This is a genomic window from Burkholderia sp. Ac-20384 (assembly GCF_017104605.1).
Lineage (GTDB): Bacteria > Pseudomonadota > Gammaproteobacteria > Burkholderiales > Burkholderiaceae > Burkholderia > Burkholderia lata.
Genome location: NZ_JAAGPE010000110.1, coordinates 1 through 20,942 on the forward strand (window position 1 = coordinate 1; position 20,942 = coordinate 20,942).

At 67.3% G+C, this 20,942-nt stretch carries 19 protein-coding genes, 2 tRNA genes and 1 pseudogene; 14 read left to right on the forward strand and 8 right to left on the reverse strand.

What is annotated here, in order from left to right:
• Together G3O00_RS21075 and G3O00_RS21080 are read right to left on the reverse strand one after the other, a co-directional pair.
• On the reverse strand, positions 1-592 hold a 592-nt coding region (locus tag G3O00_RS21075), incomplete at its 3' end, for an HAD-IA family hydrolase (protein WP_206144209.1).
• A gap of 5 nt (positions 593-597) precedes the next feature.
• The gene (locus G3O00_RS21080; protein WP_174934615.1) at positions 598-1,602 is read right to left on the reverse strand and encodes an RluA family pseudouridine synthase; all 1,005 of its coding nucleotides are present in this window, start codon (positions 1,600-1,602) and stop codon (positions 598-600) included.
• A 725-nt stretch (positions 1,603-2,327) separates the two neighbouring features.
• Here G3O00_RS21080 and G3O00_RS21090 point away from each other — a divergent pair.
• The 6 genes and pseudogenes from G3O00_RS21090 (at position 2,328) to G3O00_RS21115 (ending at position 9,563) form a co-directional block, all read left to right on the forward strand.
• Entirely contained in the window at positions 2,328-5,465 is a 3,138-nt protein-coding gene (locus tag G3O00_RS21090) for an Rne/Rng family ribonuclease (RefSeq protein ID WP_206144210.1), read from the forward strand.
• 131 nt (positions 5,466-5,596) lie between these two features.
• Entirely contained in the window at positions 5,597-6,709 is a 1,113-nt protein-coding gene (moaA, locus tag G3O00_RS21095) for a GTP 3',8-cyclase MoaA (protein ID WP_206144211.1), read from the forward strand.
• 27 nt (positions 6,710-6,736) lie between these two features.
• Positions 6,737-7,354, forward strand: coding sequence for a molybdenum cofactor guanylyltransferase MobA (gene mobA / locus G3O00_RS21100; RefSeq protein WP_206144212.1), 618 nt, complete (start codon positions 6,737-6,739; stop codon positions 7,352-7,354).
• A 112-nt stretch (positions 7,355-7,466) separates the two neighbouring features.
• Positions 7,467-8,765, forward strand: a complete 1,299-nt coding sequence (gene glp, locus G3O00_RS21105) for a gephyrin-like molybdotransferase Glp (protein ID WP_206144213.1) — start codon at positions 7,467-7,469, stop codon at positions 8,763-8,765.
• A 39-nt stretch (positions 8,766-8,804) separates the two neighbouring features.
• The gene (locus tag G3O00_RS21110; protein ID WP_006476519.1) at positions 8,805-9,080 is read left to right on the forward strand and encodes a hypothetical protein; all 276 of its coding nucleotides are present in this window, start codon (positions 8,805-8,807) and stop codon (positions 9,078-9,080) included.
• Positions 9,077-9,563: pseudogene (locus tag G3O00_RS21115) on the forward strand (GNAT family N-acetyltransferase). Before G3O00_RS21110 ends, G3O00_RS21115 begins: the two are co-directional and overlap by 4 nt.
• A gap of 90 nt (positions 9,564-9,653) precedes the next feature.
• Here the strand turns inward: G3O00_RS21115 and rmuC are convergent.
• From rmuC to pncB, 5 genes are all read right to left on the reverse strand, one after another.
• Complete coding sequence (rmuC, locus tag G3O00_RS21120; protein WP_206144214.1) at positions 9,654-11,132, reverse strand: DNA recombination protein RmuC; 1,479 nt, start codon at positions 11,130-11,132, stop codon at positions 9,654-9,656.
• Positions 11,129-12,118 (reverse strand): D-glycerate dehydrogenase, encoded by a 990-nt coding sequence (locus tag G3O00_RS21125; RefSeq protein ID WP_206144215.1) that lies wholly within the window; start codon positions 12,116-12,118, stop codon positions 11,129-11,131. The genes rmuC and G3O00_RS21125 overlap by 4 nt, the downstream gene beginning before the upstream one ends.
• A gap of 81 nt (positions 12,119-12,199) precedes the next feature.
• Positions 12,200-13,630 carry a sodium:proton antiporter gene (locus tag G3O00_RS21130; protein WP_174934573.1) on the reverse strand — a complete coding sequence of 477 codons (1,431 nt, stop codon included), beginning with the start codon at positions 13,628-13,630 and terminating at the stop codon, positions 12,200-12,202.
• A gap of 43 nt (positions 13,631-13,673) precedes the next feature.
• Positions 13,674-14,336 (reverse strand): lactate utilization protein C, encoded by a 663-nt coding sequence (locus tag G3O00_RS21135; protein WP_174934572.1) that lies wholly within the window; start codon positions 14,334-14,336, stop codon positions 13,674-13,676.
• A gap of 87 nt (positions 14,337-14,423) precedes the next feature.
• Positions 14,424-15,623, reverse strand: a complete 1,200-nt coding sequence (gene pncB, locus G3O00_RS21140; protein WP_174934571.1) for a nicotinate phosphoribosyltransferase — start codon at positions 15,621-15,623, stop codon at positions 14,424-14,426.
• A 307-nt stretch (positions 15,624-15,930) separates the two neighbouring features.
• Between pncB and fdxA the strand changes: the two genes are divergently transcribed.
• The 8 genes from fdxA (at position 15,931) to G3O00_RS21180 (ending at position 20,302) form a co-directional block, all read left to right on the forward strand.
• Positions 15,931-16,254: a ferredoxin FdxA gene (fdxA, locus tag G3O00_RS21145; RefSeq protein WP_011351384.1), complete on the forward strand. Its 324-nt coding sequence runs from the start codon at positions 15,931-15,933 to the stop codon at positions 16,252-16,254.
• Between the two features lie 103 nt (positions 16,255-16,357).
• A tRNA-Asn gene (locus tag G3O00_RS21150) sits at positions 16,358-16,433 on the forward strand.
• 75 nt (positions 16,434-16,508) lie between these two features.
• Positions 16,509-16,584, forward strand: a tRNA-Asn gene (locus G3O00_RS21155).
• A 119-nt stretch (positions 16,585-16,703) separates the two neighbouring features.
• Positions 16,704-17,189 (forward strand): CreA family protein, encoded by a 486-nt coding sequence (locus tag G3O00_RS21160; protein ID WP_011351383.1) that lies wholly within the window; start codon positions 16,704-16,706, stop codon positions 17,187-17,189.
• 62 nt (positions 17,190-17,251) lie between these two features.
• A complete protein-coding gene (locus G3O00_RS21165; protein WP_206144216.1) occupies positions 17,252-18,151 on the forward strand; it encodes an AraC family transcriptional regulator in 900 nt (299 codons plus the stop codon).
• Positions 18,152-18,255: 104 nt separating this feature from the next.
• Complete coding sequence (locus G3O00_RS21170; protein ID WP_206144217.1) at positions 18,256-19,023, forward strand: AzlC family ABC transporter permease; 768 nt, start codon at positions 18,256-18,258, stop codon at positions 19,021-19,023.
• Entirely contained in the window at positions 19,020-19,358 is a 339-nt protein-coding gene (locus tag G3O00_RS21175; RefSeq protein ID WP_206144218.1) for an AzlD domain-containing protein, read from the forward strand. Before G3O00_RS21170 ends, G3O00_RS21175 begins: the two co-directional genes overlap by 4 nt.
• Before the next feature lie 161 nt (positions 19,359-19,519).
• A complete protein-coding gene (locus G3O00_RS21180) occupies positions 19,520-20,302 on the forward strand; it encodes a DUF4088 family protein (protein WP_174934568.1) in 783 nt (260 codons plus the stop codon).
• 123 nt (positions 20,303-20,425) lie between these two features.
• Here the strand turns inward: G3O00_RS21180 and G3O00_RS21185 are convergent, their stop codons facing one another.
• Positions 20,426-20,827 carry a hypothetical protein gene (locus G3O00_RS21185; RefSeq protein WP_041492780.1) on the reverse strand — a complete coding sequence of 134 codons (402 nt, stop codon included), beginning with the start codon at positions 20,825-20,827 and terminating at the stop codon, positions 20,426-20,428.
• Between the last annotated feature and the right edge of the window lie 115 nt (positions 20,828-20,942).

A 20,942-nucleotide genomic window follows, 5' to 3' on the forward strand; every position in this document is an offset into this window, starting at 1 on the left:
TAGCCAGTGCATCGGCCGTGTGCGCGCCATACGCGACGCCCACGCCGGCCGCCCCGGCACTCGCGGCCATCTGCAGGTCGTGCGTCGTGTCGCCGATCATCACGGTGCGCGACAGGTCCTGCCCCAATTCCCGGGACAGTTCATGCAGCATCGCCGGATGCGGTTTCGAGAAGGTTTCGTCGGCGCAGCGCGTCGCATCGAACTGGCTCGTCAGCTTCGACTGGTCCAGCACGCGATTCAGCCCGACCCGACCCTTGCCGGTTGCAACGGCGAGCAGATAGCCCGTGTCGCGCAACTCGGCGAGCAGTTCGCGCACGCCGGCGAACAGCTCGATCCGCTGGTCGTCGAGCAGATAGTGATAGCGGTAGCGCTCGGCGAGCCGCGAATAGTCGGACGGATCCAGGGTCGGAGCTGTAATCTGCAGCGCATCGCGCAGGCCGAGGCCGATCACGTAGCGCGACGCCTCGTCGGACGGCGTGGGCAGGCCGAGATCGCGGCATGCAGCCTGGATGCTGTGCGCGATGTGCGCAGTCGAATCCATCAGCGTGCCGTCCCAGTCGAAGACGATCAGGTCAAATTGCTGTCGAGCCATGCGGTTCAGGCGGTATCGCGCAGTGCGCTGAGTTGGTCGAGGAAGCGCCGGCATTCGTCCGGCAGCGGCGCATCGAACTGCAGTGCCTCACCGGTCAGCGGGTGAGCGAGCCGCAGCCGGTACGCATGCAGGAACATCCGTTTCAACGACGGCTGCGCATTCGCGCGCGCCAGCGCCTTGTTCAGTGCGAAATCGCCATACTTGGCGTCGCCGGCGATCGGCAGGCCGAGATGCGCGAGGTGCACACGGATCTGATGGGTCCGACCCGTTTTGAGTTCCGCTTCGAGAAGCGCGTACTCGGGCCAAAGGTCGACGAGGTTGAACACCGTGTGCGACGGCAGCCCGTCGTCCTGCACACGCACGCGGCGCTCCCCTTCCGGGGTCGAATACTTGAACAGCGGCGCCTTCACCGCGCGGCGACGCCCCCAGTCGGACTGCCATTCACCGTGGACACACGCGAAGTAGCGCTTGTCCATCTTGTTCTCGCGGATCTGTTCGTGCAGGCCCACCAGCGCCGTGCGCTTCTTCGCGAGCATCAGGATCCCGGACGTCTCGCGGTCGAGCCGGTGCACGAGTTCGAGGAATTTCGCGCGCGGACGCGCCTGGCGCATCTGCTCGATCACGCCGAACGCGACGCCGCTGCCGCCGTGGACCGCGACCCCGGCCGGCTTGTTGATGACGAGCATCGCGTCGTCCTCGAACAGCACGTCGAAGTGCGCGGGCGGCACGATGGTGGCTTCGGCGCGCGCGAGGTCGGCTGCGGCCACGCGGACGGGCGGCACACGGACGATGTCGCCGAACGCGAGCCGGTACTGCGCGTCGACCCGCCCCTTATTCACGCGCACTTCGCCGCTGCGAAGGATCCGGTAAATATGGCTTTTCGGCACGCCTTTACAGACGCGCAAAAGGAAATTGTCGATACGCTGACCGACCGAGCTTTCGTCGATCTCGAGCATCGATACCTGGCCGCTTGCGACCGAATTCTGGGATATTTTGCCTAACTCGTTCATACTGAATATAATTTTGCCCAGCCTGACGTTGCGGGCGGCCTCACCGGCCGGCCCGGACCATCCGGGCAAGGCGCAAGCGCAAACCGTTATTTTACTTGCGCCGGGGGTCTGCTGCTCACCCCTAATCAAAGAGATGCAGCAAGTTGCACGCACGGCGCCGCCCGTCGGCAAGGATCGCGCCCACAGGCGGATTCGGTCGGCAAGGCGCCGCGGTAACGGAAAGTTGGTTGAAAAGAATTTGATCGGCAGCCCGACGGCGCGAAGTGCGTCCGCGCAGGCTGCCGGTTGCGAAAATTACGGCGTTGCGCCCGATTTGGCTCCGCGAAGCGTGCGGAGCCTGGCGACGTCAAACCAGGGAAGTACACCCCAGGCGGGAAAGTCGGGCTGGATTCGATACTCCCCGCTGCGGCCCAAGCCGCAGCATCTGCCGCCCGTTGGCACGCGCGTCGCATGACGACGCGCCCCGCGGCAGTGCCCGGCCTCAGGCTTAGCGCGCTTTGACAGCGTGCGGTGTGTGGACGCCGTGCTTTGAAGCCGTGTTCGCAGGTGCCCTATGGCCGCCGGCCCCGTCTTTCGGGCCCAAGCGCCTCTTCAGGCAATTCTCCCCGCCATCGTTCCCGCTCCAGCGTGCTTGTGACAACACAACAAGGCGCGGCCTGCCGTCGTTCCCGCCCTCGCGACTGACAACCGCGAGGCGCCGCCAGCAGAGCCGCCTGGAGTCGTTCATGAAACGCATGCTGTTCAATGCGACGCAGCAGGAGGAGCTGCGCGTCGCCATCGTCGACGGGCAGAAGCTCATCGACATCGACATCGAGACAGCCGGGCGCGAACAGCGCAAAGGCAATATCTACAAAGGTGTCATCACCCGTATCGAGCCGTCGCTCGAAGCGTGCTTCGTCAACTACGGCGAAGACCGCCACGGCTTCCTGCCGTTCAAGGAAGTTGCCCGCCAGTACTTCAAGGAAGGCATCGACATGCGCTCCGCGCGCATCCAGGATGCCCTGCGCGAAGGCCAGGAGCTGATCGTCCAGGTCGAGAAGGAAGAGCGCGGCAACAAGGGCGCTGCCCTCACCACGTTCATCTCGCTCGCCGGCCGCTATCTGGTGCTGATGCCGAACAATCCGCGCGGCGGCGGCGTGTCGCGCCGGATCGAAGGCGACGAGCGTCAGGAACTGCGCGAGACGATGGCGCAACTGCAGATCCCGGACGGCATGAGCATGATCGCCCGTACCGCGGGCATCGGCCGCAGCGCCGAGGAACTGCAGTGGGACCTGAACTACCTGCTGCAACTGTGGCGCGCGATCGAAGCGGCGTCGCAAAGCGGCAATGCCGGCCAGCCGATGCTGATCTACCTGGAATCGAGCCTCGTGATCCGCGCGATCCGGGACTATTTCCAGCCCGATATCGGCGAAATCCTGATCGATACGAACGAAATCCACGATCAGGCCCGCGCATTCATGGATATCGTGATGCCGGACAACGTCGCGAAGGTGAAGCGCTACCACGACGACGTGCCGCTGTTCTCCCGCTTCCAGATCGAACACCAGATCGAGACCGCGTACTCGCGCACGGTGCCGCTGCCGTCGGGCGGCGCGATCGTGATCGACCACACCGAAGCGCTCGTCGCGATCGACGTGAACTCGGCGCGTGCCACCAAGGGCGCGGACATCGAGGAAACGGCGACCCGCACGAACCTCGAAGCAGCCGACGAAGTCGCCCGCCAGCTCCGCCTGCGCGACCTCGGCGGCCTGATCGTGATCGATTTCATCGACATGGAATCGGCGAAGAGCCAGCGCGAAGTCGAGCAGCGCCTGAAAGACGCGCTCAAGCATGACCGCGCGCGCGTCCAGATGGGCAAGATCTCCCGCTTCGGCCTGATGGAACTGTCGCGCCAGCGCCTGCGTCCGGCCCTGTCGGAAGGCAGCCACGTGACCTGCCCGCGTTGTAACGGCACCGGCCACATCCGCGATACCGAATCGTCCGCGCTGCAGGTCCTGCGGATCATTCAGGAAGAAGCGATGAAGGAAAACACCGCGGCGATCCACTGCCAGGTGCCGGTCGAGGTGACCGCCTTCCTGCTCAACGAAAAGCGTCAGGAAATCAACAAGATCGAGTCGCGCTTCAAGGTCGGCATCGTGCTGATCCCGAACAAGCACCTCGATACGCCGCACTACAAGCTCGAGCGCCTGCGCCACGACGACGCACGTCTCGACGATCCGCGCGCGTCCTGGAAGATGGCCGAGGAAGCAGCCCGCGAACTCGAGTCGGAAACCGGCTACAGCAAGCGCGCGGCGGAAGTGAAGCCGAAGCAGGAAGCCGCGGTCAAGGGCATCACGCCCGAGCGTCCGGCCCCGAGCCCGGCACCGCAGCGCCCGGTCGAACCCGTTGCAGCGCCCACGCCTGTGGCGCCGGCCAGCGGCGGCTTCATCGGCTGGCTGAAGGGCCTGTTCGGCGTGTCGCCGGCGCCCGCACCCGCACCGGTTGCTTCGGCACCGGCGAAGGAGCAGGCAGCCCGTCCGGCTCGCGGCGAACGCACCGAGAAGTCCGAGCAGCGTGGCGAACGCGGCGGCGATCGCAACCGCAATCGTCGTGGCGGCGCCCAGCAGGCACAGGGCGGTCGCGACCAGGCTGTGGCAGGCCGTGGCCAGCCGCAACGCCAGGAACGCGAAGGCAAGGTAGTGCGCGAACCGCGTGAGGCTCGTGAGCCGCGTGAAGGCCGCGAACCGCGTGAAAGCCGTGAGCCGCGCGAACCGCGCGAGAACCGCGAAGGTCGCGAGGGCCGTGGCCCGCGTGAAGGCCGTGAGCCGCGCGAACCGCGTGAGAACCGCGAACCGCGCGAGCGTATCGAGCAGCCGGAAGGCGTCGAAGCAGCCGGTCGTGGCGAGCGCCAGGAACGCGGCGAACGTCGCGAGCGCGGTGAGCGCCGCAAGCCGACCCAGCATGCGGCAACGCTGGAAACCGTCAACCGTGGCGAAGCGCATCCGGAACCGGAAGCCGACAAGGCCCTCGCAGAAGCCCTGCCCGACGCCGAGCTGGCAGCCGACGCGGAAGCCGGCGCGCGTGATGGCGAGGAACGTCGCCGTCGCCGTCGCGGCCGCCGCGGCGGTCGTCGTGAGCGCGAGGAAGACGGCGCAGTCGTCGACCACGCAGAGCAAGGCGCAGAAGGTGAAGTTGCGGTGCAAGCCGTGACGCCGGAAGCACCGGCTGCTGCCGAACCGGCCCACACGGCCGCACCGGCAGTCGTCGTGGCAGCCGCCGCGGCAAGTGCCGTCGTCGTCGAAGCAGTGGTCGAGCACCATGCCGAACCGGCAGCACCGGCCGCTGTCGAGCCGCAGCCGGCGCCGGTACACGTCGAAGCAGTGGCGGTCGAAGCAGCCGTTGTCGCCCAGGCAGCAGAACCGGCACCGGTCGCACCGGCCGTCGCGACTAAAGCCGGCCCGGCGCCGGTCGCGGTTTCGCCGACCGACGCGTTCGAAGTGCCGGCAGCACCTGTCGCTGTCGAGGCGCCGCGACCGGCACCCGTCGAGCAAGCTGCACCGGCCGTGACGACCGAAGCCGCTCCGGTGGCTGTCGAGCCGGCCCATGTCGAAGCAGCACCGGTCGAAGCCGTGGCAGCACCGGCACCCGCACCGGCACCGGCCCCCGCTCCGGCCCAACCGGCAGCCGCGCCCGCTTCGGCGAGCCTGGATACCGTGCTGGAGCAGGCTGGTCTCGTCTGGGTGAACACCGACGCCGGCAAGTTCGCCGCTGCGCAGGAAGCCGCGTCGCGCCTCCCGCGTCCGGCTCGCGTGCAGCGCGAACGCAAGGCGCTGCCGCCGGTCGATACGGCCCCGATGCAGCAGGTCGAAACGACGCATCACTGATCGACGCATCGTCCGACCAGGAAAAGCCCGCCTCCGGCGGGCTTTTTCACGTCCGCGCTGCGGGTTTCCGCCCACCGGACCGACCCGCCGCTTGCGGCTAAAATAGAGGCCTGGTTCGCACTTCTTTCAACATGTCCCGACGCATCATTCCTCTCGCCGACGTCAGCGGGATGCCGGACGTCTCCGGCGTCGCGCACGCCCCGGACGGCACGCTGGCCGACACGTTCGCCAGGCCGCTGCGCGACCTGCGCATTTCGGTGACGGATCGCTGCAACTTCCGCTGCGTGTACTGCATGCCGCGCGCCGTCTTCGACAAGGACTACCCGTTCCTGCCGCACAGCGCGCTGCTCACGCACGAGGAAATCGAACGCGTGGCGCGACTCTTTGTCGCACATGGCGTCGAGAAGATCCGCATCACCGGTGGCGAGCCGCTGCTGCGCAAGAATCTCGAATTCCTGATCGAGCGCCTCGCACGCCTGACCACGCATGACGGCCGCCCGCTCGACCTGACGCTCACGACCAACGGTTCACTGCTCGCTCGCAAGGCGCGCGCGCTGAAGGACGCCGGGCTCACGCGCGTGACGGTCAGCCTCGACGCGCTCGACGATACGTTGTTCAAGCGCATGAACGATGCCGAATTCGCGAGCGCCGACGTGCTCGACGGCATCTTCGCGGCCCAGGCCGTGGGCCTCGCGCCGGTCAAGGTCAACATGGTCGTGAAGCGCGGCACCAACGACAGCGAGATCCTGCCGATGGCCGAGCGTTTCCGCGGGACCGGCGTGATCCTGCGCTTCATCGAATACATGGACGTCGGCACGTCGAACGGCTGGAACATGACCGAGGTGCTGCCGTCGGCGGACGTCATCGCGCGGCTCGCCGAACACTTCCCGCTCGTGCCGCTCGATCCCCACACGGCGGCCGAAACCGCGCAGCGCTGGGGTTATGCGGACGGCAGCGGCGAGATCGGCGTGATTTCGAGCGTCACGCAGGCCTTCTGCGGCGACTGCACGCGCGCGCGGCTGTCGACCGAAGGCAAGCTGTACCTGTGCCTGTTCGCGTCGACGGGCCACGACCTGCGCGCGCTCGTGCGCGGCGGCGCGAGCGACGCCGAGATCGCGACCGCGATCGCCCGCATCTGGCAAGCCCGCACCGACCGTTATTCGCAACTGCGCGGCAGCGCGTCTGCCGACGCCGTGCCCGACGGCGCCGGCAAGCGGGTCGAAATGTCATATATCGGCGGCTGACGCACGCCGCCCTTCCTGCCCTCGACCATGCCCGCTTCCGCCTTTCCCTCGATTGCCGGCCTGCTGCTCGCAGGCGGGCGTGCCACACGCATGGACGGCGTCGACAAGGGCCTGCAGTTGCTCGACGGCACGCCGCTCGCGCTGCACGTGCTGAGCCGGCTCTCGCCGCAGGTCGACGAGACGCTGATCAGCGCGAATCGCCATGCCGATCGCTATGCCGAACTCGGTGCGCCGTTCGATGCGCGCATCGTCGCGGACGAAACGCCCGACTTCCCCGGCCCGCTCGCGGGCCTGCTCGCCGGCATGCGAGCGGCACGCGCGCCGCTCGTCGTGTGCTCGCCGTGCGACACGCCCTATCTGCCCGCCGACCTCGTCGCACGCTTGCAGGCGGCGCTCGACGCGCAGCAGGCCGACATCGCCATGGCAGTGACCGTCGACGCGCAACACGTGCGCTCGCCACAGCCGACGTTCGCGCTGCTGCGCACGTCGCTGGCCGACGATCTCGCCGCCCGGCTCGCCGCCGGCGACCGCAAGGTGCGTGCGTGGTACGCACGCCACAAGACGGTCGAAGTCGAGTTTCACGACGAGCGTGCGTTTTACAATGCCAACTCCTGGCAGGAACTCGCCGCGCTGGCCCGCCGCTGACGGCACCCGTACGGTTCCCGCCCGGTGCCCGCCGCACGTGAAACCCGCGCCCAGGCACCCTCCTCGCGCCACCGGCCACGAACCCGATACGCCTTGCGGCGCAGTCCGACTGATGATCACGCAATCCTCGCCCGCCCCCCGAACCGCACCCGATTCCGATGCCCCGCTGTCGCTCGCCGACGCGCAGGCGCTCGCGTGCCGCTTCGCGGTGCCGGTCGACGCGTGTGACATGGTGACGCTGCGCGATGCGCTCGACCGCGTGCTCGCGGCCGACGTGAACGCACCGTTCGACATTCCCGCATACGACAACTCGGCGATGGACGGCTATGCGTTCGACGGCAGCGCCGGCACGCAAGCATCGCAGCCAGCGGAGGTCGCGCTGACGGTCGCCGGCACCGCGCTCGCCGGCCATCCGTTCGACGGCGCCGTGGCATCCGGATCATGCGTGCGCATCATGACGGGCGCGCCGATGCCGGCCGGCTGCGATACGGTGATTCCGCAGGAACGCGTGCGCGCCGACGGCGACACGATCCGCTTCTCCTCGCACTACATCGCGCGCGGCGCGAACTGCCGCAAGGCCGGCGAGGATCTCGCGCGCGGCGCGTGCGCGCTTGCCGCGGGCCGCATCCTGCGGCCGTCCGATCTCGGCCTGCTTGCGTCGTTCGGTGTCACCGAGGTTTCGGTACGCCGACGCGTGCGCGTCGCCGTGTTCTCCACCGGCGACGAACTGCGCGAGCCCGGCGAGCCGCTCGGCCCCGGCGCACTGTACGACAGCAATCGCGGGATGCTGATCGCGATGCTCGAAAGACTGCATGTCGAAGCGGTCGATCTCGGGATCGTCCGCGACGATCCCGCCGCGCTCGAAGCCGCATTGCGCGGTGCCGTCGCCGCGCAGGCCGATGCGGTGATCACGTCGGGCGGCGTATCGGTCGGCGAAGCCGACTTCACGCGCGACGTCATGGCCCGGCTCGGCGACGTGACGTTCGCGAGCCTCGCGCTGCGTCCCGGCCGGCCGCTCGCGTGCGGCACGCTCGCACGCGCGGCCGATGGCGCCGGTCACACACTGTTTTTCGGGCTGCCCGGCAACCCGGTCGCGTCTGCCGTGACGTTCTACGCGATCGTGCGTCCCGCGCTGCTGACGCTGGCCGGCGCACAGGCCCAGCCGCCGTCGATGCATACGGCACTCAGCACGCAAGCGCTGAAGACGCGCCCGGGCCGCACCGACTACCTGCGCGGCATCGCGACGCGCGCCGCCGACGGCCGCTGGCACGTCGCGCCGGCCGGCTCGCAGAGTTCCGCATCGCTGAGCGGCCTGTCGGCCGCCAACTGTTTCATCGTCCTGGGCCACGATACCGCGGCAGTCGACGCGGGCACCCCGGTCGACATCCTGCCGCTCGACGGCCTGATCTGAATTCCACTATCGGTATATCTCTACGGGGGCAATCCATACATGAAGAAGCAAATTTCGTCGATCGCCGCGGGGCAGACCGCAAAGGCGCTGATCCTCGTCTACCTGACGTTCAGCGTGCCGATCGTGCTGCTTGGCATTCTCGTCGCGTACATTCGTTACGGAATGGTCGAACTGAGCACGATCCTGAGCGCGCTGCTGCTGAACGCGATCCTCGGCTTCGTGCTGCTGTGGATCGCATGCCACGCATACAACTGGGTCGCATCGCGCTTCGGCGGCATCGAGATCGTGCTGTCCGATCCGCCGGAGGAAGCGTGAGCGGCACACCGCTGATCCGCGCGGCCCAAGCACACGACGTCGGCGCGATCCTCGCGCTGATGCGCGAGCTGGCCGAGTTCGAGAAGCTCACGCACCTGTTCGTCGCGACCGAGGCCGATCTCGCCGACGCGCTGTTCGGCGATCAGCCTGCCGCCGAAGCGCGAGTGGCCGAGCACGACGGCGCGATCGTCGCGTATGCGCTGTTCTTCCACAATTATTCGACGTTCCTCGGCCGTCGCGGCCTCTATCTCGAGGATCTTGTACGTGCAGCCGTCGCAGCGCGGCACGGGCCTCGGCACCGCGATGCTGCGCCACCTCGCGGCGCTGGCCGTCGAGCGCCGTTGCGGGCGCTTCGAATGGTCGGTCCTCGACTGGAACCAGCCGGCGATCGATTTCTACGAAAAGATGGGCGCAACCGTGCTGCCCGACTGGCGCATCGTTCGCGTCATGGGCGACGCACTGGATACGCTCGCCGGCCATTGACCGCGGGCCGGCCACGCCGGCAAGCGCTTCAAAAGAAAACGGGCGCCGCAGCGCCCGTTTTTGCTTCCCGGCCGATGTCGGCCATGTGCGTCATGCGTCGTCCGCATCGGCACCGTCTACCCCTTCCGCGCCGAGCAGCCCTGCCGCCGTATCGCCTGGCAGCGCCTCGACCTGCTTCAGCTTGCGGTTCATCACGCGCGTGCGCTGCTCGGCGGCCTCGATCGAACGCGTGACCGTTTCGAGCTGCGACTTCGTGCGCGCAAGCACGTCGCCGAACTTGCCGAACTCCGTCTTCACCGCGCCGAGCACCTGCCACACCTCGCTCGACCGTTGCTCGATCGCGAGTGTACGGAAACCCATCTGCAGGCTGTTCAACAGTGCGGTGAGCGTCGTCGGGCCGGCAACCGTCACGCGATAGTCGCGCTGCAGCAGGTCGGTCAGCCCCGGGCGACGCAGGATCTCCGCATAGAGCCCTTCGGTCGGCAGAAACAGCAGCGCGAAGTCGGTCGTGTGCGGCGGCGCGACGTACTTCTCGGCGATCGTACGCGCCTCCAGCCGCACGCGTGCTTCGAGCGCGCGAGCCGCTTCCTCGACCGCCACCGCATCGGCGTGCTCCTGCGCGTCGATCAGCCGCTCGTAGTCTTCGCGCGGGAATTTCGCGTCGATCGGCAGCCACACGGGCGGCGCATCGCGCGTGCCGGCCTCGCGCCCCGGCAGCCGGATCGCGAACTCGACGCGCTCGCTGCTCTTCGGCACCGTCGCAACGTTCTTCGCGTACTGCTCGGGCGTCAGCATCTGCTCGAGCAGCGCCTCAAGCTGCACTTCACCCCAGGTGCCGCGCGTCTTCACGTTGGTCAGCACTTTCTTCAAGTCGCCGACACCCGCCGCGAGCGTCTGCATCTCGCCGAGCCCGCGATGCACCTGCTCGAGCCGGTCCGACACGAGCTTGAACGATTCGCCGAGCCGGTGCTCGAGCGTCGCGTGCAGTTTCTCGTCGACGGTGCGGCGCATCTCCTCGAGCTTCGCCGCGTTGTTCGTCTCGATTTCCTTCAGCCGCTGTTCGAGCGTCGCGCGCACCTCGCCGATCCGGCGGTCGTTCGCCTCGGTCAGTTGCGTGAGCTGGCGGTTCAACGTGTCGCCGAACAGCCTGAGCGCGCCCGTCTGCTCCTCGCGCGCCTGCTGCGCCTGGCGCTGCACGCTCTCGCGCATCGCGTCGAACTGCTGCGCATTGCCGGCGACGAGCTTGCCGAGCTGCTGCGCAAAACCTTCGATCTGGTTGTTCTGTACGGTCGCCACGCTCGTCAGCTGCGCGGCGAGCGTCTGTTGAAGCTGCGCGAAACTGCCGGCCAGCTCGGTGCGCGAGCCGCGCGCGTTCTCGACGATCTCGCCGCGCAATTCGCGTTCGAGCCGCTCGACCGCGCGCGCCTGCGCATGCGCGGCGTCCTCGATCTGGTCACCCAGGACTGCCGCATCGTCGTGGCGGCCACCGCCACGCACGAGCGCGACGATCGCGACCGCAAGCGCGACGGCCAGCACGACGACCGCCGCAAGCAACAACGTCATCGTCATGCGCGCGGCTTCCCGATCACGTCAGGGTTGATCGGATTCGGCGGCTGCCCGGCGCGCGGCCCTTCGCCCAGCGCGGCAATCAGGTTGTCGGCGGCGAGGTTCGCCATCGCGCGGCGCGTTTTCTCGGTCGCGCTCGCGATATGCGGCGTCAGCACGACGTTCGGCACTTCGAGCAGCGCCGGATGAACGGTCGGCTCGCCTTCGTACACGTCGAGGCCGGCCGCGGCGATCGTCCCGTCGCGCAGCGCGACGGCCAGCGCCGCGTCGTCGACGATCCCGCCGCGCGCGATGTTGGTCAGCGTCGCGGTGGGCTTCATCTTCGCGAGCTCGGCCGCGCCGATCGTGTGATGGTTCTCCTTCGTGTACGGCAGCACGAGCACGACGTGATCGGCACGCGCGAGCAGCGCATCCTTCGACACGTATTCGGCATTCAGCTCGGCCTCGATCTCGGGCGCGACGCGCGACCGGTTGTGATAGATCACCTGCACCCCGAAGCCGCGCGCGCGACGCGCGAGCGCCTGGCCGATGCGCCCCATCCCGATGACGCCGAGCGTCGAGCCGTAAATGTCGCTGCCGAGGAAACCGTCGTACGCCCACTTCTGCCAGTGGCCGGCCCGCAGCCAGTGCTCGGATTCGGCGATCCGGCGTGCTGCGGCCATCATCAGCGCCCAGCCGAAATCGGCAGTCGACTCGTTCAGTACGTCGGGCGTGTTGGTGCCGAGCACGTTCGCCGCGTTGAACGCGGCCATGTCGAAATTGTTGTAGCCGACCGCCATGTTCGCCACGACGCGCAGGCGCGGCGCCGCCGCGAGCTCGGCCGCGCCGACCGGGTCCCCTGCCGTCAACGCGCCGTCCTTGTCGGCCAGACGCGCGGCAAGCGCGTCGGGAGCGAGTGCGTCGCCGTTGTGCCAGTCGACTTCGAAATACTGCTTGAGCCGCTCGATCACGTCCGGAAAGATCGGACGCGCGACCAGGATCTTCTGCATCGCCATCTCCGCATGCCGCGGACGGATCGCAGCACGCCATGCGCCGCTGGGACCGCCCGCTCTAGGTTGAAAATCGTCAGCTTACGCCGTGAAGAAGATCCACGACGTCAGCAGGAATACCGGTATCAGCACGACCAGCGCCCAGCCGAGATACGCGAAGAAGCTCGGCATCTTCACGCCGCGCGATTCGGCGATCGCCTTCACCATGAAGTTCGGCGCGTTGCCGATATAGCTGTTCGCGCCCATGAACACCGCGCCGGCGGAAATCGCGGCGAGCGTCGACGCGCCGGTCGTCATCAGCGACTGCGCATCGCCACCCGCAAGGTTGAAGAACACGAGATAGGTCGGCGCGTTGTCGAGGAACGACGACAGGATGCCCGTCGCCCAGAAGTACATCGCGTCGATCGGCTTGCCGTCCGGCCCCGTGACGAGATGAACGATCTGCGCGAATGCGCCGTCGGCACCGGCGCGCAGGATCACGATCACCGGTGCGATCGTCACGAAGATCCCCGCGAACAGCTTCGCGACTTCCTCGATCGGCGCCCAGTTGAACGCATTGCCCTCGCGCGCGGAGCGCGGCGTCAGCGCGAGCGACGCGAGCGTGACGCCCACGAGCGCGACGTCGCGTACGAGGTTCTGCAGCGCGACGTGCGTGCCCCACACGTCGAACGTGATGCCCGGCTTCCACACGCCGCTCATCAGCACCAGGCCGATCACGGCCGCAAGCAGCACGAAATTGATCTTGCCGTCGATCGACAGCCTGTCGTTGTCAGGCGTCGGGTCGAGCACAGCCGGCCGCTCCTCGCCGCCCTTCCGGTAGAAGTACGTATCGAGCATAAAGAACAGCGTCAGCAGCACGACGCAGATGAACAGCATCGGCAGTGCGAGGTGCGTGGTCGTCCAGAAGAAGCTCACGCCATTCAGGAAACCGAGGAACAGCGGCGGATCGCCGAGCGGCGACAGCGAGCCGCCCGCGTTCGCGACGAGGAAGATGAAGAAGATCACGACGTGCACGACATGCTTGCGGTTGTCGTTGGCGCGCAGCAGCGGCCGGATCAGCAGCATCGCAGCGCCCGTCGTGCCCATCACGCTCGCGAGCAGCGTGCCGAGCGCGAGGATCGCGGTGTTCAGCTTCGGCGTGCCGTGCAGGTTGCCGTTCACGCAGATGCCGCCCGCGACCGTATAGAGCGCGGTGAGCAGCACGATGAAGGGGATGTATTCCTCGAGCAGTGCATGCACGAGCGTGCCGAACGCGGTGCCCGCGCCGAACGCGAACGCGAACGGGATCAGGAACAGGGCCGCCCACCCGGCCGCAATCTTGCCGAAATGGTGATGCCAGAACACGGGGGCGACGAGCGGGAACAGTGCGATGGACAGCAGGATCCCGGCGAACGGGATACCCCAGAGTGCAGACAGCGTGGCACCGTCGAGCGTTGCGGCCGATGCAAGCGCGGGAACGGCGCCAAGCGCAATCCCCGACGCCATGCCCGCCCAGGCGGCATGTCGTTTCATGCAGAACTTCCTTGTACGAGTGGTAGTGGATGCAGCGGGCGCGTCATGCGCCCCGTACGACGATCACGTGTACGCGGTACGGGCCGTGCGCACCCAGTACGATGGTCTGCTCGATATCGCCCGTGCGCGACGGGCCCGACACGAAATTGACCGCGCGCGGCAATTCGCCGCGCTCCGAGCGGATCAGCGCAAATGCGTCTTCATGACCGGCGACAATCCGCGACGCGGGAACGATTGCGATGTGGGTTTCCGGCAGCAGGCCGGCCGATGCATAGGTGTCGGGGCCGGACAACAGCACCAGCGAGCCCGTTTCGGCGGTCGCGCAAAAACAGCCGGTGAGGCCGACCAGATCGCCGTCGCGCGGCTTGCGGCATTCGACCGACAGGCCTGCGCCCGCCCAGTCGAAATCGGCGAGCGTGCGCCATGCAACGGCCTGCGTCGGCAGGCCCTGAGCAGAAAGGTAGCGCGCCGCGGCGGCCGGTACGTCGGCAAGCGTCGCGACTTCGTCGACCGTCGTCGACAGGCGCGCCGCTTCGTCGACGAATGCCGCGACGAGATCGGCCGGCGCCGGCGGGCGCGGGCCTTCCGGATGACGGGCAAGATAGTCGGCAACGCCTTCGCGCTCAGCCGCATCGGGTTCGGCCGCACGCCCCTGTGCCGCGCGGATGCGCGCGAGGATCTGGCGACGGGCAGCGGAAGTGTCCATGAACGGTCCTCGTGACGTTGGCGGGCGATACGTCGGATTATACCGGCCGACCTCGCCGCCACGCAGTTTTGGCCGTTCGGCCGACGCTTACTTCGACGCGTCTTCCTCGACCGGCTGCGCGATGCCGAACACCTGGCGCAGGTATGCGAGATACGCCTTGTCGTCGCACATGCTCTTGCCCGGCGAATCCGACAGTTTCGCGACCGGCTGGCCGTTGCAGCGGACCATCTTGATCACGATCTGCAGCGGCACGTAGCCGAGATCGTTGGTGAGGTTCGTGCCGACACCGAACGCGAGCTTGCAGCGGCCGCGGAACCGTTCGTACAACTGCATGACCTTCGGGATGTCGAGCGCGTCCGAGAACACGAGCACCTTGGTCCGCGGGTCGCAACGGTTCGACTCGTAATGGCGCAGCATCCGCTCGCCCCATTCGAACGGATCGCCCGAATCGTGGCGCGCGCCGTCGAACAGCTTGCAGAAGTACATGTCGAAGTCGTTCAGGAATGCATCCATCCCGTAGACATCCGACAGCGCGATCCCGAGGTCGCCGCGGTATTCCTTCGCCCACATCTCGAAGCCGTAGATCTGCGAATCGCGCAGCCGCGGGCCGAGCGCCTGGCAGGCCTGCAGGTATTCGTGCGCCATCGTGCCGAGCGGCGTGATGTCGTGCTTCATCGCATAGAGCACGTTGCTGGTGCCCGCGAACTGCGGGCCGAGGCCGTCGCGCAGCGTGAGCGCGACTTCCTCGTGCCAGACCTTCGAGAAGCGCCGGCGCGTGCCGTAGTCGGCGATCTTGCAGTCGGCGAACTCGGGCTTCGCACCGAGCAGCTTGATTTTCTCGCACAACCGTTCGCGGCCTTCGCGATAGTCGGGCTCGCGCTGCGTGTTGCGGAAATACACTTCGTTGACGATCGCGAGCACCGGGATCTCGAACAGGATCGTGTGCAGCCACGGCCCCGTGATCTCGATGTCGATTTCACCGTTGCCCTTCGGCGACGGCGTGATCGAGATGTATTTCTCGTTCAGGTGGAACAGCGCGAGAAAATCGACGAAATCGCTCTTGATGAAGCGCATCCGCCGCAGGTAGTCGAGTTCGACGTCGGCAAAACGCAGCGCGCACAGGCCGCGCACCTCGTCGCGGATCTCGTCGATGTACGGCACGAGATCGACGCCGGGCGTGCGGCAGCGGAAACGGTATTCGACGCTTGCAGCGGGGAAGTGATGCAGGACGACCTGCATCATCGTGAACTTGTAGAGATCCGTGTCGAGCAGCGAAGTGATGATCATGATTACGGCACCGCCAATATCGTGACAGGGCCCCGGCGCACCGCGCGCCGCCCGGTCTGTCGGCCATGTTACCCGAATGCGGGCCCGACCATCGTGAAACCGCCTGTCGCCCTGCTCCGGTCGCACCGTAACTCCGGCGTGCGGTACGTGCGCCCCCGTCGGCGCCCCCTTCCGCATGCCCATAAACTAATCACGAAACGATATAAGCCGGATAGCCGACCACGCCATGCGGGTTTTGCGCTTCAGTTACAATGCCGGTTTTGGCGCAAACGCCACCCCATATATACCGCCAAGCAGGAGCGTTTTAATGACTCACGTTGTGACCGAAGGCTGCATCAAGTGCAAATACACGGACTGCGTGGATGTGTGCCCGGTGGATTGCTTCCGTGAAGGTCCCAACTTTCTCGCCATCGATCCGGACGAGTGCATCGACTGCGCCGTGTGCGTCGCCGAGTGCCCGACCAATGCGATCTATGCCGAAGAAGACGTTCCGGGCGACCAGCAGCAGTTCACCGCGCTGAACGCCGAGCTGGCGAAGGACTGGCCGTCGATCACGAAGACCAAGCCGGCACCGGCCGACGCGGACGAGTGGAAGGACGTGCAGGACAAGCTGCACCTGCTCGAGCGCTGATCGCACAGCGGCCGCAGAAATTTTTTTGTGCGCCGCGGCTCAAAAGTATTGACGACCTGATCAACGCTCCATATAATCTCGTTTCTCTGCTGTTGTTGTTTGTTCCCCGATAGCTCAGTCGGTAGAGCGCCGGACTGTTAATCCGTAGGTCCCTGGTTCGAGCCCAGGTCGGGGAGCCAAAAACGCAAAGGCCCGTTGAAAGTGGACGGGCTTTTTGCTGGTAGACAAACAAGCATGCAGATGTACCGATTTATTCCCCGATAGCTCAGTCGGTAGAGCGCCGGACTGTTAATCCGTAGGTCCCTGGTTCGAGCCCAGGTCGGGGAGCCAAATAGCGAAAGGCCCGTCAATCGACGGGCCTTTTGTTTTTCCGGCCCGCCTTTGCGCTTTCATCGCCCGGTCGCGCGCATGCTAGAGTCTCTGTCCCGCATTCGCATCCGGTTCCGTCGATGAAGCACCGTCTCCTCCGCTCCGCCCCCTTCGCCCTCCTGCTTTCCGCATTCGCCGCGGCACCGCTCGCGCACGCGGAGGAAGTCGGCAGCGTCAACACCCATTTCCGCGTCACCGGCTCCGATCGCGTGGTCGTCGAAGCGTATGACGATCCGGTCGTGAACGGCGTGACCTGCTACGTGTCGCGCGCCCGCACCGGCGGGATCAAGGGCACGCTCGGCGTCGCCGAGGATCCGAGCGAAGCGTCGATCGCATGCCGGCAGGTCGGCCCGATCAGCTTCAAGGAGCCGCTCAAGCAGCAGACCGACGTGTTCAGCGAGCGCATGTCGTTCATCTTCAAGACCCTGCACGTCGTGCGCGTGGTCGACGCGAAGCGCAACACGATCGTCTACCTGACCTACAGCGACCGCATCGTCAGCGGCAGCCCGAAGAACGCCGTCACCGCCGTACCGATGCCGGCCGGCACGACGATTCCGGTCAAGTAAAGCCTGCGCCTGCCGGGCGCGCGAGCGATACACTGTCGATTCGACCGCTTCCGCGCCCGATCATGTCCGCCACCCGCCTTCCAGACTCCGCACGCTACTGGCGCACGCCGCTGCTGCCGGATGCGGATCTCGTCACGGCCACCTATCGCGACCACACGTTCGCGCCCCACTGGCACGATGCGTACACAATCCCCGTGATTCTCGAAGGCGCGGAACGCTTCACCTATCGCGGCAGCGGCTATGTCGCCGAAACCGGCTCCGTGCCCGTCATCAATCCCGGCGAGGTGCATACGGGTTCGCGCGCAGCCGACGAGGGCTGGTGCTATCGCGTCAGCTACATGCCGGTCGAATTCATCCGCGAACTCACCAGCGCGATCGCCGGCCGCCCGCAGGACGCGCCGTGGTTTGCGCCCGACGTGATTCGCGATGACGATCTCGCGGCCAGGCTCGCGCTGGCGCACCGGATGATGGAGGCCGGCAGCGAGCGCGCCCTGCCGTCGCAGCCGCACGGGCAGCCGGCTGACGATCCGATGACGGGCGCCCCGCGCATCTACGATCCGCTCGCTGCCGAAACGGCGATGCTGGATGCGTTGTCGACGCTGATCGTGCGCCATGCCGACGCACTGCCGCGACCCGCGCCGCTCGCAGCGGACGAACCGCGCGTCGATGCGATGCGCGAGTGCCTCGCCGCCGATCTCATGTGCACGGTCACGCTGGACGAAGTCGCACAGGCGGCCGGCCTGTCGCCGTTCCATGCAGCGCGCCTGTTCACCCGCACGACCGGCATGCCACCGCACGCGTGGCGCAACCAGTTGCGCTTGCAGCGCGCGCTGGCGCCGCTGCGCGCGGGCGTGCCCGTCGCCGACGTCGCGGCGGCCAGCGGTTTCGTCGACCAAAGCCACTTCACCCGGCATTTCAAACGCATGTTCGGCGTGCCGCCCGGGCGCTGGCAGGCGAGCTGACGCGCAGCGTCGGGCCCATCGCCGCGATACCACCGGCACCGCTGCATCCCGCAAGCGCAAGAACATACAAGCCGGCACACCCCCTGCCCGCTATCCTCCAGTTCATGGAGGAGCACCCTTTGAATCCCACCCCCGCATCGCCTGCCCGCCGCCCATTGAACGAATGGCTCGACGGTGCGCGCGACACGATCCCGATGATGATCGGCGCCGCCCCGTTCGGCGTGATTTTCGGCACGCTCGTTGGCGGCGGCCCGCTCGCCGCGTGGCATGGTGCGCTGATGTCGCTCGCCGTGTTCGCGGGCTCCGCGCAGTTCATCGCGCTCGGCCTGATCGCGGGCAGCGCGAGCTTCGTCGTCGTGCTCGCGACCACGCTGATCGTGAACCTGCGTCACCTGCTGTACAGCGCAACGCTCGCCCCCTATGTCGCCCACCTGCCGCTGCGCTGGCGTGCGACGCTCGGCGCGCTGATGACCGACGAGGTGTTCGCGGTCGCCTATGCGCACTACCGGCATTTCCCGCCGGGCGCGATCGGCCCCCACTACTTCTTCGGCTCGGGGCTCGCGATGTACCTGAACTGGCAGGTCTGGACGCTCGCGGGGATCGGCTTCGGCGCGGCCTTCCCGGGCCTGCAGTCGCTCGGTCTCGATTTCGCGATGGCGGCGACCTTCATTGCGATCGTCGTCCCGCAACTCGGCACGCTGCGCTATTTCGCGGCGGCCGTGACGGCCGGCACGCTCGCTTACTTCTGGCAGGGCTGGCCGTACAAGCTCGGGCTGCTCGGCGCAGTCGCCGCCGGCGTCGCGATCGGCGTCGCACTCACGCTGCTGCACGAACGCACGCATGCCGGCTCGCGCACGGAGGCTGCATCGTGAGCTACGCGCTGCTGATTCTCGGGATGGCCGTCATCACCTACGCGATCCGCTCGACGCTGTTCCTGTTCGGCGAACGGCTAACCTTCCCGCCGCTCGTGCGGACCGCGCTCGGCTTCGTGCCCGTCACCGTGCTGACCGCGATCATCGTGCCGATGGCCGTCTCGCCGCACGGCGGCACGGCCGAGCTGACCTGGCGCAATCCACAGCTCATCGGCGCGCTCGCTGCCGTGCTCGTGTCGGCCGCCACCCGCCGCCCGCTCGTGACGATCGCGGCGGGGCTCGCGGTGTTCTTTTTCTGGCAAGGGGTCGTGCTGCCCCACTGGCCGCCCGCCTGAGTACACGCTCGGTTGCGCGCGCTCAAGTTTCCGCCCGGCACGCCGATATAGGGAATGAAGACCCGCCACCGGCCTCGGCGCGCACCGGTCAGTCGACGCTGCGCCCGTCCCGGTGCGCCGTGCCGGCCATCGGCTTGCGCGGGCCGCCATCGAGACGATTCATGGGCCAGATCACCCTTTCCCTCAAGGACGACACGCTCGAGTCCCTGCGCAAGGACTACGACGCGTTCGTCCGCGTGTCGCTGAAACTCGACCCGCAGTTCGCGACGCCGTCGTTCGAGGATTTCCTGCGCGCCAAACTGCTCGACAACATGGTGCCGCTGACCGAGCACGCAGTGCAGCGGATGCTGCAAGGCGGTCAGTACGCGTGGGCAAAACGCACGCTCGACAAGGAATTTCCGGACGTCGTCGCGATCCTGATGCGACAGGCCGGCGAATTCGGCTTCGGCTTCGCGTCGCGCTCCGAATGGACCCCCGACGAACTCGCGAAGGCGTGCCGCGATTGGGCAAAAGCGATCGTCGCCGAAGCCCAGGGCGACCCGTCGCTGATCGATCCGCTCGCATCGCAGATCAAGGGGGCGGCGCAAGACATCCAGACGCTCGAGGAACTGATGCAGACGCCTGCGTGGCGGCTCGCGGAATCGCTGCGACAACGAGTCTACGAGGCCAAGCTCGCGTGCGAGATGAGCGTCGGCAGCACCGCGCGCGACAAGCTCGGCGAACTGCGCGGACTGCTGCGGCTCGGGCTCTCGCACGGCTCGTTCCAGAAGCAGGAAGCGCAGCAGATCATGGAGTACCTGCGGCTGCTGAAGCCGGAGATCTTCGTCGAGGAACCGTACGACGTCTTCGCCCGCCTCGCCGCGTGGCTGCGCAGCGTATTCACCCCGGCTGCCGCGCGGCCGGCGCCGGGCCAGGGACAAGGACAAAGCCAACGGCGGCCGTAACGGCACGCCCGATCGCATCGACACAGGGAAGCGGCCCGATTCGCGCAATGCGAACCGGGCCGTTGGATGGCCACCGTCGCGACGCGTCGTCCGGGACGAGCGTCGCGCGGCGTCGGGCACCGCTTACTGCGTGGCGCCCTGGGCCGATGCACCGCCTTCCGCGCCGACCGACGCGCCGCCTTCGGTCGCTTCACCGGCCTTCGCCTTGGCCGAGCCGACATGGCTCTTGGCCGACTTCGCGGCATGCTTCGTGTGCTTCTTGGCCGAATGGACGGCCGACGACGCGGTATCCTTCGCGCCGTCGGCTGCCGCGCCGACCGCATCGGTTGCACCGCCAGCCGCGTTACCCGACGCATTCGCGCCCGCACTGCCCTGCATGCCGGCACCAGCGCCCGCAGCCGGCGTCTGCGCCTGTACGCCGGCACCAGCAGCGCCCTGCACCGCCGTGCCCGTCTGGGCAAATGCGGCCGAAGTGGCGAACGCCGTCAGCGCGGCACCGATCAGCATCGTACGAATCTTGGACATGGCAATTCTCCTCAGGAAGTTGTGAGCCCGAACCGCAGCGATGCGGTCCGGTGCGTCCCCGCCGCAACACGCAGCAGGTACGACAAAAGACCCGCGGCCGGCACGGCCGGTTCGC

Coding starts and splice junctions, on each gene's coding strand:
- G3O00_RS21080 (WP_174934615.1), bottom strand. CDS start 1,602: ATGAACGAGTTAGGCAAAATATCCCAGAATTCGGTCGCAAGCGGCCAG.
- G3O00_RS21090 (WP_206144210.1), top strand. CDS start 2,328: ATGAAACGCATGCTGTTCAATGCGACGCAGCAGGAGGAGCTGCGCGTC.
- moaA (WP_206144211.1), top strand. CDS start 5,597: ATGTCCCGACGCATCATTCCTCTCGCCGACGTCAGCGGGATGCCGGAC.
- mobA (WP_206144212.1), top strand. CDS start 6,737: ATGCCCGCTTCCGCCTTTCCCTCGATTGCCGGCCTGCTGCTCGCAGGC.
- glp (WP_206144213.1), top strand. CDS start 7,467: ATGATCACGCAATCCTCGCCCGCCCCCCGAACCGCACCCGATTCCGAT.
- G3O00_RS21110 (WP_006476519.1), top strand. CDS start 8,805: ATGAAGAAGCAAATTTCGTCGATCGCCGCGGGGCAGACCGCAAAGGCG.
- rmuC (WP_206144214.1), bottom strand. CDS start 11,132: ATGACGATGACGTTGTTGCTTGCGGCGGTCGTCGTGCTGGCCGTCGCG.
- G3O00_RS21125 (WP_206144215.1), bottom strand. CDS start 12,118: ATGCAGAAGATCCTGGTCGCGCGTCCGATCTTTCCGGACGTGATCGAG.
- G3O00_RS21130 (WP_174934573.1), bottom strand. CDS start 13,630: ATGAAACGACATGCCGCCTGGGCGGGCATGGCGTCGGGGATTGCGCTT.
- G3O00_RS21135 (WP_174934572.1), bottom strand. CDS start 14,336: ATGGACACTTCCGCTGCCCGTCGCCAGATCCTCGCGCGCATCCGCGCG.
- pncB (WP_174934571.1), bottom strand. CDS start 15,623: ATGATCATCACTTCGCTGCTCGACACGGATCTCTACAAGTTCACGATG.
- fdxA (WP_011351384.1), top strand. CDS start 15,931: ATGACTCACGTTGTGACCGAAGGCTGCATCAAGTGCAAATACACGGAC.
- G3O00_RS21160 (WP_011351383.1), top strand. CDS start 16,704: ATGAAGCACCGTCTCCTCCGCTCCGCCCCCTTCGCCCTCCTGCTTTCC.
- G3O00_RS21165 (WP_206144216.1), top strand. CDS start 17,252: ATGTCCGCCACCCGCCTTCCAGACTCCGCACGCTACTGGCGCACGCCG.
- G3O00_RS21170 (WP_206144217.1), top strand. CDS start 18,256: ATGGAGGAGCACCCTTTGAATCCCACCCCCGCATCGCCTGCCCGCCGC.
- G3O00_RS21180 (WP_174934568.1), top strand. CDS start 19,520: ATGGGCCAGATCACCCTTTCCCTCAAGGACGACACGCTCGAGTCCCTG.
- G3O00_RS21185 (WP_041492780.1), bottom strand. CDS start 20,827: ATGTCCAAGATTCGTACGATGCTGATCGGTGCCGCGCTGACGGCGTTC.